The sequence below is a fragment of the Streptomyces bullii genome, from assembly GCF_042657145.1.
Classification (GTDB): Bacteria; Actinomycetota; Actinomycetes; order Streptomycetales; family Streptomycetaceae; genus Streptomyces; species Streptomyces bullii.
The window spans coordinates 163,176-177,276 of sequence record NZ_JBHSNY010000015.1 but is presented as its reverse complement, the minus strand read 5'-3'; the positions used below and the strand labels follow the sequence as shown (position 1 = coordinate 177,276).

Here is a 14,101-nt window from a genome sequence, read left to right as displayed (position 1 = left end):
GACCCCGATTGAGTAATCGGCTGTCCTCATCCGTGTTCCGGATGGGGCCCTGCCGCAGGGCCCGGGGTCGGGCGACGCGCACGTACCGGAGGAAGGCAGGAAGGGATGCTGCACAGAGGTCACGAGGGCACGGACGGCACCGGTGACGGTGAACTGACCGTCCCCATGGCATGGTTGTACGCCGAGTACATCGCCGACGAGCTGCTGCGGAGCGGCGATCTGATGCCGCCGACGTCCTTCGAGTTCCGCGCGGGGCGCGATGCCCTGGCGCTGACCATCTTCCTCTCCGACACCGACGGTGAGCTCTCCGGCATCCGGGTCGTCACCCAGCTGGAGACCTGGCTGTCGCTGACGGCGTACGACCAGCCGTGGCAGGAGTGGGTGCGCGAACGACTGGCCGATCTCGCCGCCGACGCCGCGGCGGCCGGCCGGCCCGCACCGGACCTGGCGCTGGCCGAGGCGGCCTGGCGCTGGCTGCAGGAGACCGAACTGCTCGCCCCCGATCTGAACGCGGTGCCGGGCGGCGCCCCGGTGACCGGCGAGGACGAGGGGCCGAAGGTGTGGACACCGGCCTGGCAGCTGGGGCTGCCGCTCGGCCATCTCGCCATCCATCTCTTCTAGACCCCGCCCCGGTTCAGATTTTCCGGATCCCGACCAATCCGCGGGTCGAGCCGCTCCGAATCCCTTGGTTGCGATTCTGTGCGCGGCTTGAGTCATTCGGCCGACTGGTACGTACCGGTGGGAGCAAGGAGTAACCCCACCCGCACCCAACGGCACGAGGATTCGGCATGAGGTCCCTGGAAAGGCATCACGACGTCGGCGCCTACGCGCTCGGCGTGCTGGACGAGGTGGAGGCCTTCCGCTTCGAGGACCACCTCATGGAGTGCCCGCGCTGCGCGGCACAGGTGACCGAACTCGGGCCGACGACACGGCAGTTGATGCTGTACCGGCGGTCCACGCCGCGTTTCGTGCACCCCATGGCGAAGCCCGGCCCGAGGATGCTGGACCGGCTGCTCGGCGAGGTGGCGGCCCGGCAGCGGACCGGACGCCGGCGGCTGGTCTTCGCCGTGGCCGCGTCGGTGGTGTTCGCGGTGGCGGCGCCCGGGGCGGCGCTCATGGCGAGCGGCGGCGAGGAGTCCGTGCGGATCACCGCCACCGACGAGCGGTCCGGGGTGTGGGCGCAGGTCACGACGGAGGACGAGGCCTGGGGCAGCCAGGTCGAGCTGACGATCAAGGACGGCGCCGGGCCCCGCGCCTGCCACCTGGTCGTCATCGGCCACGACGGCTCCGAGGAGACGGTGAGCAGCTGGAGCGCGCCGCGCCACGACGCCCGGCCCAACACGATGATGGGCGGCTCGGCGAAGCACACCGACGAGATCGCCCGCTACGAGGTACGGACGGCCGGCGGGGAGCACCTGGTGACACTCGAACCGCCCTCGGACCGGTGAGAGGGCCGCCCTGGGAGCACGCCGGCTCCCGGGGTGAACCGGGACTGCCGGAGGATCACCGACGGGGTCACGGCCCCGGCCCGGCCCGCCGACGGGTCTCCCGTCTCATTTCAGCAGCCGGGACAGTCTGCGGTCCGCGAGGGGTCTGCCGCCTGTCTGGCAGGTCGGGCAGTACTGGAGGGAGGAGTCGCTGAAGGAGACCTCGCGGATGGTGTCACCGCACACCGGGCAGGGCTCGCCGGTGCGGCCGTGCACGCGCAGGCCCGACTTCTTCTCGGACTTCAGGCGCCCGGCCGCCACGCCCCGGGAGCGCTCCACCGCCTCCATGAGGGTGCCGCGCAGCGCCGCGTACAGACGGGCGGTCTCCTGCGGGGTCAGGGACGCGGCCCGTTTGAACGGGGACATCTTCGCCGCGTGCAGGATCTCGTCGCTGTAGGCGTTGCCCACGCCCGCGATCAGGCTCTGGTCGCGCAGCGCGCCCTTGAGCTGCCGCCGCTCGTCCGCCAGGAGCCCGGCGAGGCGCCGCTCGTCGAAGTCGTCGGCCAGCGGGTCCGGGCCCAGCCGAGCGACGCCGGGGACCTCTCGCGGTTCCCGTACCACGTACACCGCGAGCCGCTTCTGCGTGCCCGCCTCGGTCAGGTCGAAGCCGGCGCCGGTCTCCAGGGCCACGCGCAGGGCGAGGGGTCCTTTGCCGGGGCGGGGCGGTCCGTCGGGGAGGCGGTCCTTCCAGTGCAGCCAGCCCGCGCGGGCCAGGTGGATCACCAAGTGCGGGCCGCCCGCGGTCTCCAGGTCCAGGAACTTGCCGTGCCGGTGCACGGCGACGACCTCTTGGCCCTCGACGGCCGCGAGCGGAGGGTCGTAGGTCTTCAGGACGCTGATCGCCACGGGCAGCACCCGGACGATCTCGTGGCCGACGAGGTGCTCGGTGAGGAAGTCCTTGAGCGCCTCGACCTCGGGGAGTTCCGGCATACGTCCAGGGTGCCACCCGCCGCCGGTGACACGCGGTGCGCGCCCGGTTCAGCCGCTCTCCTTCGGCATCACGAACTCGCACCACACGCACTTGCCGCCGCCGCGCGCCTCCACGCCCCACACGTCCGTGAGCAGCTCGACCAGGAGCAGGCCCCGCCCGGACACGCCCGACTCGCCCGCCTCACGGCGCCGCGGCAGGGCGCTGGAGGAGTCCTCGACCTCCACACGCAGCCGGCGTTGGGAGCCGGTGAGGACCCTGAGGGTGACGACCGCGGAGCCCTCGGTGTGCATCAGCGCGTTGGTGATCAGCTCGTCGGCGACCAGCTCGATCTCGTCGGCGCGGTCCTGGGCGCCCCAGGCGCCGACCGCGGCGCGGACCATGTGCCGGGCCTCGACCAGGGCCTCGGCGTCGCCGGGCGCCACATGCTGCTGGAGCCGCCCGCCGGGCTGCGCGGCCTCCGGCGTCCGGCGGCGCAGCAGGAGCAGGGCCACGTCGTCGTCGCCGCCGCGCTCGGCGGCCACGTCGATGAGCAGGTCGGCGAGGTCCCGTACGTCGTCGGGGCCCGCGGCGATGAGCGCGGTGAGGGTCTTCATACCGTCGTCGAGGTCGGCGCCGGGCTGTTCGACCAGGCCGTCGGTGCACAGCAGCAGCGTGGTGCCCGGGTCGAGCTCGATGGTGCCGACCGGGTAGTCCAGCCGTCCGAACTCGGCGGACAGTCCGAGCGGCAGCCCACCCGGGACCGGGAGGCGGCGGCAGGAGCCGTCGGGCTGCCGCACCAGCGGGTCGATGTGGCCGGCCCGGACCACCTGGACCACTCCCGTGGCCAGGTCGGCCTCCGCGTACAGGCAGGTCGCGAAGCGTTCGGTGTCGAGTTCGTGGAGGAAGACGGAGGCGCGGGCCATCACGGTGGCCGGGGGATGGCCCTCCGCGGCGTAGGCCCGCAGCACGATGCGCAGCTGGCCCATGACCGAGGCGGCGTGCGTGTCGTGGCCCTGGACGTCGCCGATGACGGCGCCGACCCGGCCGCCGGGCAGCGGGATGAGGTCGTACCAGTCGCCGCCGATGTCCCGGCCGAGGGAGCCGCCGATGGTGGCGGAGCGGTAGCGGACGGCCACGTCGGCGCCGGGCACGCTGGGGATGGTGCGCGGCAGCATCGCCTGCTGCAGGCTCTGCGCGAGGTCGCTCTCCTGCTCGTACAGCATGGCCCGCTGCAGGCTCTGCGCGATGCTGCTGCCGAGGGCGAGGATCACGTTGCGGTCCTCGGGCGAGAAGCCGTGCCGGTCGCTGTAGAGCAGGCCCATCGCGCCGATCGGGCGGGCCTGGGCGATCAGCGGCAGGTAGGCGGCCGCGGTGATGTTCAGGTGGGTGATGTGCGGCCAGAGGATGGGGTAGCTCTGCGCGAACTCCTCGGGCGACTCGATGAAGCGCGGGGTGAGGGTCCGTACGACCTCGCTCATCGGGTACGGCTCGTCGATGCGGGTGATGCGCGTGCCGGGGACGAAGCTGTTGTCCGGGCCGTCCGCGACCAGCCGGATGCGGCCCGCCTCCACCAGGCCCATGACGAGGCTGGTGGCGCCCAGCCGGGTGAGGCCGTGGGTGTCCTTGAGGACCTCGATGACGTCGTCCACGGTGCGGGCGTGGGCGAGGGCGGCCGTGGTGAGCTGCACGACGTTGGTCTGCCGGCGGCGGGCCTCGTCCTGGGCGGCCTGCTCCTGGCGGGCCTCGTTCTCGGCGAGCTCCTGTGTGGCGTCCCGGACGATGCCGATGATGCGGCGGGGCCGGCCGGTCTCGTCGCGCCGGATGTAGCCCTGGGTGTGCGTCCAGCGCAGGCTGCCGTCGCGTCGGCGCAGGCGGAAGTAGGCGCCGTAGTTCTCGCTGCCGTCCTTCAGCGCCTGCGAGACGACGGCGTCCAGGCGCCTGGCCTCGCCCGGCGGGACCCGCATCGCCAGGGATTCGGGGTGGCCGTCGTACTCGTCGGCGCGTACGTCGAAGACCTCGTGCGCCTGGGCGTCCATCTGCATGAGACCGGTGTCCAGGTCCCAGTCGAAACTGCCCATGCGGTTGAGCGCCAGGATCGGATCCGGGTGGGCGGGCCAGTCGTCCGGGAGTGACAGGGCGCTCGCTCCCCGATCAGCCATGGGCCCACCTTGCCAGGATTCATCCGATTCTTCGACCGGTGTGCGGGTGCGCAGTCGGTCCTCCGTGGTGAAAGACGCCTGTGAGGGCGCCGAAGATGCAGCCGTCGGCCGAATTGTTGATAACCGAATCGTTGAGAACCGATGGGTTGGCGTCGGCGGCTACGGCGGGCGGGTGTGGCGTTCGGGGCACGGGGGACGGGGTAGCCGGTCCCGTGGGGGTGGCCGAACCTCCCGCCTGACATCGACATCGGGGCCCGGCACGACGGCGGAGGGAAGAGTGCTCGGCGTGGACTGGTTCACCGCGTCCGACTACTGGATGACCCGGCTGGTGTTCCAGCGGGGCCTGGCCGCCCTGTACCTGGTCGCTTTCCTCACGGCCGCGCTCCAGTTCCGCGCGTTGATCGGGGAGCGGGGCATGCTGCCGGTGCCCCGGTTCGTCGAGCGGGTGCCGTTCCGGCAGGCGCCGAGCCTGTTCCAGCTGCACTACTCGGACCGGTTCTTCGCGGGCTGCGCATGGTCGGGCTGCGCGGTGTCGGCGGCGCTCGTCGCGGGGCTGGACTCCCTGCTGCCCCTGTGGGGCGCCATGCTGCTGTGGCTGGTGCCGTGGGTGCTGTACCTGTCGATCGTCAACGTCGGGCAGACCTGGTACTCGTTCGGCTGGGAGTCGCTGCTGCTGGAGGTCGGCTTCCTCGCCGTCTTCCTCGGCAACGACGAGGTGGCGCCGCCGTTCGTGGTGCTGTTCCTGCTGCGGTGGATCCTGTTCCGCGTCGAGTTCGGCGCGGGGCTGATCAAGATGCGGGGCGACGCGTGCTGGCGGAAGCTGACCTGCCTCGACCACCACCACGAGACCCAGCCGATGCCGGGCCCGCTGAGCTGGTTCTTCCACCATCTGCCCAAGCCGCTGCACCGGGCCGAGGTGGCCGCGAACCACGTCACCCAGCTGGTGGTGCCCTTCCTGCTCTTCGCGCCGCAGCCGGTCGCCACGGCCGCCGCCGCGCTGATGATCGTCACCCAGCTGTGGCTGGTGCTGTCCGGCAACTTCTCCTGGCTGAACTGGATCACCATCGTGCTGGCCGTGTCGGCGGTGCGGTTCCCGGCCGATCCGCCGGGCCTGCCCGACGCCCCGCTGTGGTACGTGGTCGTCGTCCTCGCGGTCGGCGCGCTGCTGGTGGGCCTCAGCTACCACCCGGTCCGCAACATGCTCTCCCGCCGCCAGGTGATGAACCGCTCCTTCGACCCGCTCCACCTGGTCAACACCTACGGCGCGTTCGGCAGCGTCAGCCGGGTCCGGTACGAGGTGGTCGTCGAGGGCACGGCGGACGACGTACCGCGCGACGACGCCGACTGGCGGGAGTACGAGTTCAAGGGCAAGCCGGGCGATCCGCGCCGCTGGCCGCGCCAGTACGCGCCCTACCACCTGCGGCTGGACTGGCTGATGTGGTTCGCCGCCCTCTCCCCCGCCTACGCCGGGCCCTGGTTCGGCGCGCTGGTGGAGCGGCTGCTGGAGAACGACCGCGACACGCTGAAGTTGCTGCGCCGCTCCCCGTTCCCGCCGGACGAGCCCCCGCGTTACGTCCGTGCCCGCCTGTTCCGCTACCGCTACACGACCTGGCGGGAGCTGCGCGAGACGGGCGCGTGCTGGGAGCGGACGTACGTCAGGGAGTACCTGCCGCCGACCCGGCTGGCCGGGGTGGTTCACAGGTCGTAGACGCGGGTGGCGGTGGTCGCGAAGATCCGCTCACGTTCGTACGGTGAGACCAGCCGTACGGCGACGTCGAGGACTTCGCCGTACGACGCGGCGAGCGTGCACACCGGCCAGTCCGAGCCGAACATCAGCCGGCCGGGCCCGAAGGCCTCCAGGACGACGTCGGCGTACGGGCGCAGGTCGTCGACGCTCCAGGAGGCGGGATCCGCCTCGGTGATGAGGCCCGAGAGCTTGCAGACGGTGTTGGGCAAGGCGGCCAGGGCACAGACGGCGGACGCCCAGGGCTCCAGCGCTGCGGAGGCGATCGGCGGTTTGCCCAGGTGGTCGAGGACGAAGGTGAGACCGGGCAGGGCGGCCGCGGCCTCGACGCAGGCGGGCAGCTGCCGCGGGAGCACCACCAGGTCGTAGACCAGTCCGGCCTCGGCGACGGCGGCCAGGCCCCGGCGTACGTCCGGCCGCAGCAGCCACCTCGGGTCCGGCTCGACCTGGACCTGGTGGCGGATGCCTTTGAGGTACCGCCCGCCGGGCAGGGCGCGGAGGCGGGCCAGCTCGTCCGCGACGTCGGGACGGGTGAGGTCGGTCCAGCCGACCACGCCCGCGATCAGCTCGTGCGCCTCGGCCAGCGCCAGGAACTCCGGGGTCTCCTCGGGCACGGTGACCGTCTGCACGAGGACGGTACGGCCGACGCCGGCGGCCCTGGCCTCGGGTTCGAGGTCCTCCATGCCGAAGTCGCGGCGCAGGGGCCGCAGCGCGTCCCCGGTGATCCAGTCCTGGTCCCGTACCGCCAGGTCCCACACGTGGTGGTGTGCGTCCACGACGGTCACCACGACGGCTCCTCCGGCTGACTCCCGCGGGCTGTCACGACGGCTCCTCGGCGGGTACGGGGGCCTCGGCCGGCAGCAGGCCCTTGTCGCGCAGCTCCTGCCAGAACGCGGTGGGCACCCGCGCCTTGAACTGGTGGGCGCAGTCGCGCACTTCGTGCGCCGAACGGGCGCCGACCAGGACGCTCGCGACCGCCGGGTGGGCGGCGCAGAAGGCCAGGGCGGCGGCGCGCAGGGTGGTGCCGTGGCGGTCGGCGACCGACTTCAGCAGCAGGGCCCGGTGGAGCAACTCGGTGGGGGCCGCCGTGTAGTTGTACGTCGCTCCCGGTCTCGGGTCCGCCAGCAGACCCGAGTTGAACGCGCCGCCGATGACGACCGACGTGCCGCGTTCGTGCGCCGCGGGCAGCAGTTCGGTGAGCGCGCTCTGGTCGAGCAGGGTGTAGCGGCCCGCGCACAGCACCACGTCGATGTCGGTGTCGCGGACGAAACGGGTCAGCATCCCGGCCTGGTTCATGCCCGCGCCGATGGCCCCGACGACGCCCTCCGAGCGCAGCTTCTCCAGGGCCGGGTAGCCCTCCCGGAAGGCTTCCTCGCCGTGCTCGTCGGGATCGTGGAGGTAGACGACGTCGACGCGGGCGAGACCGAGCCGCTCCAGGCTGGCCTCCAGGGTGCGCCGTACGCCGTCGGCGCTGAAGTCCCACACGCGGCGGTGGGTGGCGGGGACGGCGAAGCCGTCGGCCAGGTCGTCGCCGCCCCGGTCGACGGGTTCCAGGCGGCGGCCCACCTTGGTGGAGACGGTGTACGCCGAGCGCGGGTGCCGGCGCAGGACGGCGCCCAGGCGGCGTTCGGACAGGCCGAGGCCGTAGTGGGGCGCGGTGTCGAAGTAGCGGATGCCGCGCTGCCACGCCGCCTCCACGGCCTCCTGCGCCTGCTCCTCGCCGACCTCGGTGTACAGGTTGCCGATGGCGCCGGCGCCGAAGGCCAGGGGGCTGACCTCGACGCCGCTGCGGCCGAGCCGGTTCACCGGGCCACCGTCCGCGGTCGCAGGCCCTGCATGCCCCCGTCGACCGCGAGGGCCGTGCCGGTGGTGGCGCCGGACAGCGGACTGGCCAGGTAGGCGATGGCGCCCGCGACCTCGGCGGCGTCGACCAGGCGGCCGGTGGGCTGACGGGCCTCCAGGGCGGCGCGTTCGGCGGCCGGGTCGTCGGCCGCGTCGAGCAGACGGCCGACCCATGGGGTGTCCACCGTGCCCGGGTTGACGCAGTTGACGCGGATGCCCTCCCGCACGTGGTCGGCGGCCATGGCGAGGGTGAGGGAGTACACGGCGCCTTTGGTCGCGCTGTACAGGGCGCGCTGCGGCAGGCCGGCGGTGGCGGCGACGGAGCAGGTGTTGACGATCGCCGCGTGGGCGGAGGCGCGCAGGTGCGGCAGGCAGGCGCGGGCCGTGCGGACCATGCCGAGGACGTTGACGTCGAAGACGCGGTGCCACTCGTCGTCGGGGTTGTCCTCGACGGTGCCCCGGGCGCCGATGCCGGCGTTGTTCACCAGGACGTCCAGGCCGCCGAGGCCGGCTGCGGCGGCCGCGACGGCCTGGCGTACGGAGGTGTCGTCGGTGACGTCGGCGCGATACGCGAGCAGCGGCTCGTCGACCGTCGACGGGTCCAGGTCGAGGACGGCGACCTGGGCGCCACGTGCGGCCAGGAGTTCGGCGGTGGCCCGGCCGATGCCGGAGGCGCCGCCCGTCACCAGGGCTCTGAGGCCCTCGAAGTCGCTCATGACGCCTGCCCTTCCTTCCGCTTCGGGTCGGCGGCCCAGAAGGCGCCGCCGGGGTAGGTGTACCGCGCGATCGACTCGGGCCGCATGGCCGCCGAGAAGCCCGGCGCGGTGGGTGCCGCGTAGTGACCATCGCGGATCACCACCGGGTCGAGGAAGTGGTCGTGCAGGTGGTCGACGTACTCGATGACGCGGTCCTCGGTGGTGCCGGAGAGGGCCACGTAGTCGAACATCGACAGATGCTGGACGAGTTCGCACAGGCCGACGCCGCCCGCGTGCGGGCAGACCGGGACGCCGAACCGGGCCGCCAGCAGCAGGATCGCGAGGTTCTCGGAGACGCCGCCGACGCGGGCCGCGTCGATCTGGACGACGTCGACGGCACCGGCCTGGAGGAGCTGTTTGAAGACGACGCGGTTGTGGACGTGTTCGCCGGTGGCCACCTTCACCGGGGCGACGGCCCGGCGGATCGCCGCGTGGCCGAGCACGTCGTCGGGGCTGGTGGGCTCCTCGATCCAGTACGGGTCGAACTCGGCGAGGGCCGTGGTCCAGCGGATCGCCTCGTCGACGTCCCAGCGTTGGTTGGCGTCGATCGCCATGCGCACGTCCGGGCCGACGGCCGAGCGGGCGGCCCGGCAGCGGCGGATGTCGTCGTCGAGGTCCGCGCCGACCTTCAGCTTGACCTGCCGGAAGCCGTCGGCGACGGCCCGGGTGGCGAGCCGGGTCAGCTTGTCGTCGTCGTAGCCGAGCCATCCGGGAGAGGTGGTGTAGGCGGGGTAGCCGCGCTCCAGCAGCCGGGCCGTGCGCTCCTGGGCGCCCTGTCGGCCACGGCGCAGCAGGGCCAGCGCGTCCTCGGGGGTGAGGGCGTCCGTGAGGTAGCGGAAGTCGACCTGGCGTACCAGCCATTCGGGTTCGGCCTCGGCGAGCAGCCGCCACAACGGCCGGCGGGCGCGCTTGGCGGCCAGGTCCCACACGGCGTTGACGACCGCGCCGATCGCCATGTGCATCACGCCCTTCTCGGGCCCGAGCCAGCGCAGCTGACTGTCGCCGATCAGGTCGCGGGTCAGGGTGGACGGGTCGGCGCACAGACCGTCCACGGACCGCCCGACCACCTGTTCGCGCAGCGCCTCGATCGCGGCGACCTGCACCTCGTTGCCGCGCCCGATGGTGAAGGCGAAACCGTGTCCCTCGTGACCTTCGGCGGCGTCGGTGCGCAGCACGACGTACGCGGCCGAGTAGTCGGGGTCCGGGTTTATCGCGTCGGAACCGTCGAGCTCGCGCGAGGTCGGGAACCGGATGTCGTAGGTGTCGAGCGCGGTGACGCGGGCGCCGGCGGTGGGCGTCGGGGACACGGAGGGCCTTTCGGTGAGATCGGCAACTGTCCGCTTATTTATCAGACCACTTGGCATCTGTAACACCCCACGCCAAAGACACACCATCGATTTCCCGCCGCGCTTTTCGACATTGGTCGGACCACCTGGATGGCTAGACTGCGGCCCACCGGCGATCAGGAGGAACGGCGTGGACGAGAGCCCGGCAGACGGGGGGCGCGCGCAGCCCACCGCGTCCGCCGCCCGGAAGGGCACGGTGACGCAGCGCGCCATCGAGCGGATCAAGGCGATGATCGCCGATGGACGGCTGGAGCCGGGGCAGCGGCTGCCGACCGAGCGTGACCTGGCGGTCCAGCTGGGCATCTCCCGCAGCTCCATGCGGGAGGCGATCCGCGCGCTCACCGTCCTCGGGGTGCTGGTGGCCCGGCACGGCTCGGGCATCTACGTGACGCAGTTGCAGGCCGGGGACCTGCTGGAGACGTTCGGGGTGGTGGCCGACCTGTCGCGGGGCCCGCGTCTGGTCGAGCTGTTGCAGGTGCGGCGGGTCCTGGAGTCGACGGCCACCGCGCTGGCCGCCGCCCGCATCACCCCGGAGCAACTGGCCGAGGTCGGCCGGCACCTGGCGGCGATGAACGCCACCGACGACCCGGAGGAGGTCCTCGCCCACGACATGGCCTTCCACCGCACGATCGCGGCCGCCGCCGGAAACGAGACCATGGCCGCGATCCTGGACGGCCTGTCCTCCCGCACGTTCCGCGCCCGCGTCTGGCGTGGCTACGAGGAGCAGGACGCCTTCGAGCGCACCCGCCGCGAACACGCCGCGATCCACCGCGCCCTCGCGGCCCGTGACCCGGAGGCGGCCAGGGCGGCGGCGGCCGCGCACGTGGCGGAGGTGGAGGAGTGGCTGCGCGGTCGACTCGGGGACCAGGCCGTGTCATCGGCGGGTGAGAACTGAGGCGGCCCGGGGGTGCGGCAGGCTTCGGCTGCCTCTCATCCGAGGGCACTTTCCGACGCGAGCGCGGACCGTCCGACCGGTGAGAACCGACGCGGGCTTGCATCGCACGCCCCGGCCGCCTCCACGCCGAAGACGGTGCCGAGCCGATGCGGGCCCGGGGGCACCGGAGGCTTCGGCTGCCTCCACTCCGACGGCACCTTCCGCACGCCCCCCGAGGACCGTCCGACGGGTGAGAACGACCGGGGCCCGGCAATACGCACCCCTCCCCCGCCTCCACTCCGACGACACCCTCCGCACGCACCCCCGCCATCCGCTGTCGCCGTCCGGGCTACGGCGTGACAATGGGCGCATGCGGCCTCGGGGTACCGCCTGTGCCGTCGCCGGACTGCTGCTGGTCACCGTGACCGGCTGCGGCGGCGGCGAGGACGACGCCGGGCCGACGCGGGCCCCGACGTCGGCCCGGGCCGAGAGCACGAGCCCGGGCGCGACGCCCTCGCCGGCCCGGACGCCGGTCGACCCGGTGTCGATCCCCGGCCTGATCCAGCGCGAGCACCGTGGCTTCGGACTGCGGCTCGGCGCCGTGCTCGACCGGACCTCCACCTACACCCGGTACGCGGTGACGTACGAGTCCGACGGGCTGACGATCTCCGGCATCATGAACGTCCCCGAGGGCGGCGGGCCTTTCCCCGCCCTCGTCCTGGCGCACGGGTACATCGACCCGGACGTCTACTCCAGCGGCCAGGGCATGCCCCGGGAACAGGACCGGCTGGCCCGCGAGGGCTACGTCGTCCTGCACACCGACTACCGCAACCACGCCCGCTCCGACAAGGACCCCGACAACGACGTCAACCTCCGCCTCGGCTACACCGAGGACGTCATCGGCGCCGTGCTGGCGCTGCGTTCCTCCGGGCGTCCGGAGATCGACGGCGACCGGATCGGCCTGCTGGGCCGGTCGATGGGCGGCGGCGTCGTGTACAACACGCTGGTGGTCGCGCCCGGACTGGTCGATGCGGCCGTGGTCTTCGCCCCGGTGAGCACGCGCCCGCACGAGAACGTCGACCACTTCCAGCGCCGTGAGGGCGACCCGATCGCCGCCGAGATCGAGCAACGGCACGGCACTCCCGAGGAGAACCCGGTCTTCTGGCGGGCTATCTCGCCGCTGACGTACGTCGACCGTGTCACCGCACCCCTGCTGATCCACCACGGCACCGCCGACGACACATGTCCCCTGGCCTGGTCGCGCCGGACCGCCGCCGCGTTCGAGGCGGCGGGCAAGGACGTCGAACTGCGTACGTACGAAGGGGAAGCCACACCTTCGGCCCGCGGTGGCCGGACGCGATGGACGCGACGACGGACTTCTTCGACCGGCACCTGCGCTGAGCATTCCGGCCCGGGCCGGTACCCGCGGTCCGCGATCTCGACGCGGCACCCTTTCCACGGGCACAGTTCTCCCTACGTACTCGCCAGTACGCCCGCGTCCCGTGCACCGCAGCCCCGAGGAGCCCGCCGTGACCAACTGGGTCGGCCGCCCCGCCGCCGAGACAGCCGCCGCCGTCCGCGAGAAGCGGGCCACGCCCCGGGAGGTGGTCGCCGAGCACCTGGCCCGGATCGAGCGGCTCGACGGCCGGATCGGCGCCTTCCGCAGGGTGCGGGCCGAGGCGGCGCTGGCCGAGGCCGACGAGGTGGCCGCCCGGGCCGACCTCGCCGAACTGCCCCTGGCGGGCGTGCCGGTGGCCGTGAAGGACAACCTCGCCGTGCGCGGCGAGTCCACCCGCGTCGGCACCACCGCGACACCGGACACGCCCGCCGCGGCGGACCATGTCACGGTGGCGCGGCTGCGGGCGGCGGGCGCGGTGGTCGTCGGTCTGACGAACGTGCCGGAGCTGTGCGTGTTCGGCACCACGGAGGGCGTCCTCGGCACGGCCCGCAACCCGTGGGACCCGGCCCGCACGGCGGGTGGTTCGTCGGGCGGCAGCGCGGCCGCGGTCGCCGCCGGCATGGTGCCGATCGCCCTGGGCAACGACGGCATGGGTTCGCTGCGCATCCCGGCCGCCAACTGCGGTCTGGTCACCCTCAAGCCGGGACACGGAGTGATCCCGGCGGGCATCGGCGACGGTGACTGGTTCGGCATGTCCGAGAACGGGCCCCTGGCCACGACGGTGGAGGACACCCGCCTGATGTTCTCGGTCCTCGCCGGCGCGGAGGTCGTACCCGCTTCCGAGCCCGGCCCGCTCAAGATCGCCCTGTCACTGCGCAGCCCGCTGGCCGGCGCGGCGATCAGCAGACCGTACGCGGCGGCGGCCCGGACGGCGGCGGGGGTGCTGATGAAGGCGGGCCACCAGGTGCGGCGCGCCGACCCGCCGTACCCGATGTCGCTGGGCATGACGGCGCTGGCCCACTGGACGGCGGGCACGGCGGTGGACGCAGCGGGCCTCGACCCGCGCCTGCTGGCGCGGCGCACCCGGGTCCACGCGGCCCTGGGGCGGCGCTTCGTGCGCACGGTGCGCACCGGTGAGAGCCGGGAGCGGCTGCGCCGACGGCTGGAGCCGTTCTTCGCCGAGTACGACGTGCTGCTGACGCCCGCGCTCGCCCGCCGCTCCCCGCGGGCCGCGCCGTGGCACGAACGGGGCTGGCTGCGCAACGTGCTGGCCAACTCCGCCTACTCGCCGCTGACACCCCCGTGGAACCTGACCGGCTGGCCCGCGATGTCCGTCCCGTGCGGCACCCTGCCCTCCGGCGCCCCGTGTGCCGTGCAGCTCGTGGGACGCCCGGGGACGGAGACCCTACTGCTGGGCCTGGCGGCGCAGTTGGAGCGGCGCAGCCCGTGGCCGCGGACGGCGCCCCTGGACGAGCCCGGCCGGAAAACGCCGTTGTCGTGATCCACTGCCGGGCACTAGAGTCGGCCGGGTGACTGCCGGGTCGGCCGTAGGCCATGCACGAGTGAGGCACCCGGCCTCGGCGTG

At 73.1% G+C, this 14,101-nt stretch carries 11 protein-coding genes and 1 pseudogene; 6 read left to right on the top strand and 6 right to left on the bottom strand.

Annotated elements, in window-relative coordinates; genetic code table 11:
- The first annotated feature begins 105 nt into the window (after nt 1–105).
- Both ACFPZJ_RS35390 and ACFPZJ_RS35385 read left to right on the top strand, forming a co-directional pair.
- Nucleotides 106–621 (top strand): hypothetical protein, encoded by a 516-nt coding sequence (locus tag ACFPZJ_RS35390; protein WP_381030451.1) that lies wholly within the window; start codon nt 106–108, stop codon nt 619–621.
- A 167-nt stretch (nt 622–788) separates the two neighbouring features.
- On the top strand, nt 789–1,448 hold the full coding sequence (locus tag ACFPZJ_RS35385; RefSeq protein WP_381030448.1) for an anti-sigma factor family protein: 660 nt from the start codon (nt 789–791) through the stop codon (nt 1,446–1,448).
- Nucleotides 1,449–1,553: 105 nt separating this feature from the next.
- On the opposite strand, the gene ACFPZJ_RS35380 is transcribed toward ACFPZJ_RS35385, so the two are convergent.
- Entirely contained in the window at nt 1,554–2,417 is an 864-nt protein-coding gene (locus ACFPZJ_RS35380; protein ID WP_381030445.1) for an Fpg/Nei family DNA glycosylase, read from the bottom strand.
- Nucleotides 2,418–2,465: 48 nt separating this feature from the next.
- Complete coding sequence (locus tag ACFPZJ_RS35375) at nt 2,466–4,556, bottom strand: SpoIIE family protein phosphatase (protein ID WP_381030442.1); 2,091 nt, start codon at nt 4,554–4,556, stop codon at nt 2,466–2,468.
- 286 nt (nt 4,557–4,842) lie between these two features.
- Here ACFPZJ_RS35375 and ACFPZJ_RS35370 point away from each other — a divergent pair, with 286 nt between their 5' ends.
- A complete protein-coding gene (locus ACFPZJ_RS35370; RefSeq protein WP_381030439.1) occupies nt 4,843–6,264 on the top strand; it encodes a lipase maturation factor family protein in 1,422 nt (473 codons plus the stop codon).
- On the opposite strand, the gene ACFPZJ_RS35365 is transcribed toward ACFPZJ_RS35370, so the two are convergent.
- From ACFPZJ_RS35365 to ACFPZJ_RS35350, 4 genes are read right to left on the bottom strand one after another with little or no spacing between them, the layout of a single operon-like run.
- Nucleotides 6,252–7,085, bottom strand: a complete 834-nt coding sequence (locus ACFPZJ_RS35365) for an amidohydrolase family protein (RefSeq protein ID WP_381030657.1) — start codon at nt 7,083–7,085, stop codon at nt 6,252–6,254. The two genes, ACFPZJ_RS35370 and ACFPZJ_RS35365, sit on opposite strands and share 13 nt — an antisense overlap.
- 34 nt (nt 7,086–7,119) lie before the next feature.
- On the bottom strand, nt 7,120–8,106 hold the full coding sequence (locus tag ACFPZJ_RS35360) for an aldo/keto reductase (RefSeq protein ID WP_381030437.1): 987 nt from the start codon (nt 8,104–8,106) through the stop codon (nt 7,120–7,122).
- Complete coding sequence (locus ACFPZJ_RS35355) at nt 8,103–8,858, bottom strand: SDR family NAD(P)-dependent oxidoreductase (RefSeq protein WP_381030434.1); 756 nt, start codon at nt 8,856–8,858, stop codon at nt 8,103–8,105. Before ACFPZJ_RS35355 ends, ACFPZJ_RS35360 begins: the two co-directional genes overlap by 4 nt.
- A complete protein-coding gene (locus ACFPZJ_RS35350; protein WP_381030432.1) occupies nt 8,855–10,204 on the bottom strand; it encodes an L-fuconate dehydratase in 1,350 nt (449 codons plus the stop codon). The genes ACFPZJ_RS35355 and ACFPZJ_RS35350 overlap by 4 nt, the downstream gene beginning before the upstream one ends.
- 169 nt (nt 10,205–10,373) lie before the next feature.
- Here ACFPZJ_RS35350 and ACFPZJ_RS35345 point away from each other — a divergent pair, with 169 nt between their 5' ends.
- The 3 genes and pseudogenes from ACFPZJ_RS35345 to ACFPZJ_RS35335 all read left to right on the top strand — a co-directional run bounded on the left by ACFPZJ_RS35345 (nt 10,374) and on the right by ACFPZJ_RS35335 (nt 14,017).
- Complete coding sequence (locus tag ACFPZJ_RS35345; protein WP_381030429.1) at nt 10,374–11,138, top strand: FadR/GntR family transcriptional regulator; 765 nt, start codon at nt 10,374–10,376, stop codon at nt 11,136–11,138.
- Nucleotides 11,139–11,487: 349 nt separating this feature from the next.
- Nucleotides 11,488–12,384: pseudogene (locus tag ACFPZJ_RS35340) on the top strand (alpha/beta hydrolase family protein); the annotation flags it as partial.
- A 262-nt stretch (nt 12,385–12,646) separates the two neighbouring features.
- Entirely contained in the window at nt 12,647–14,017 is a 1,371-nt protein-coding gene (locus tag ACFPZJ_RS35335; RefSeq protein WP_381030427.1) for an amidase, read from the top strand.
- Nucleotides 14,018–14,101: the final 84 nt, after the last annotated feature.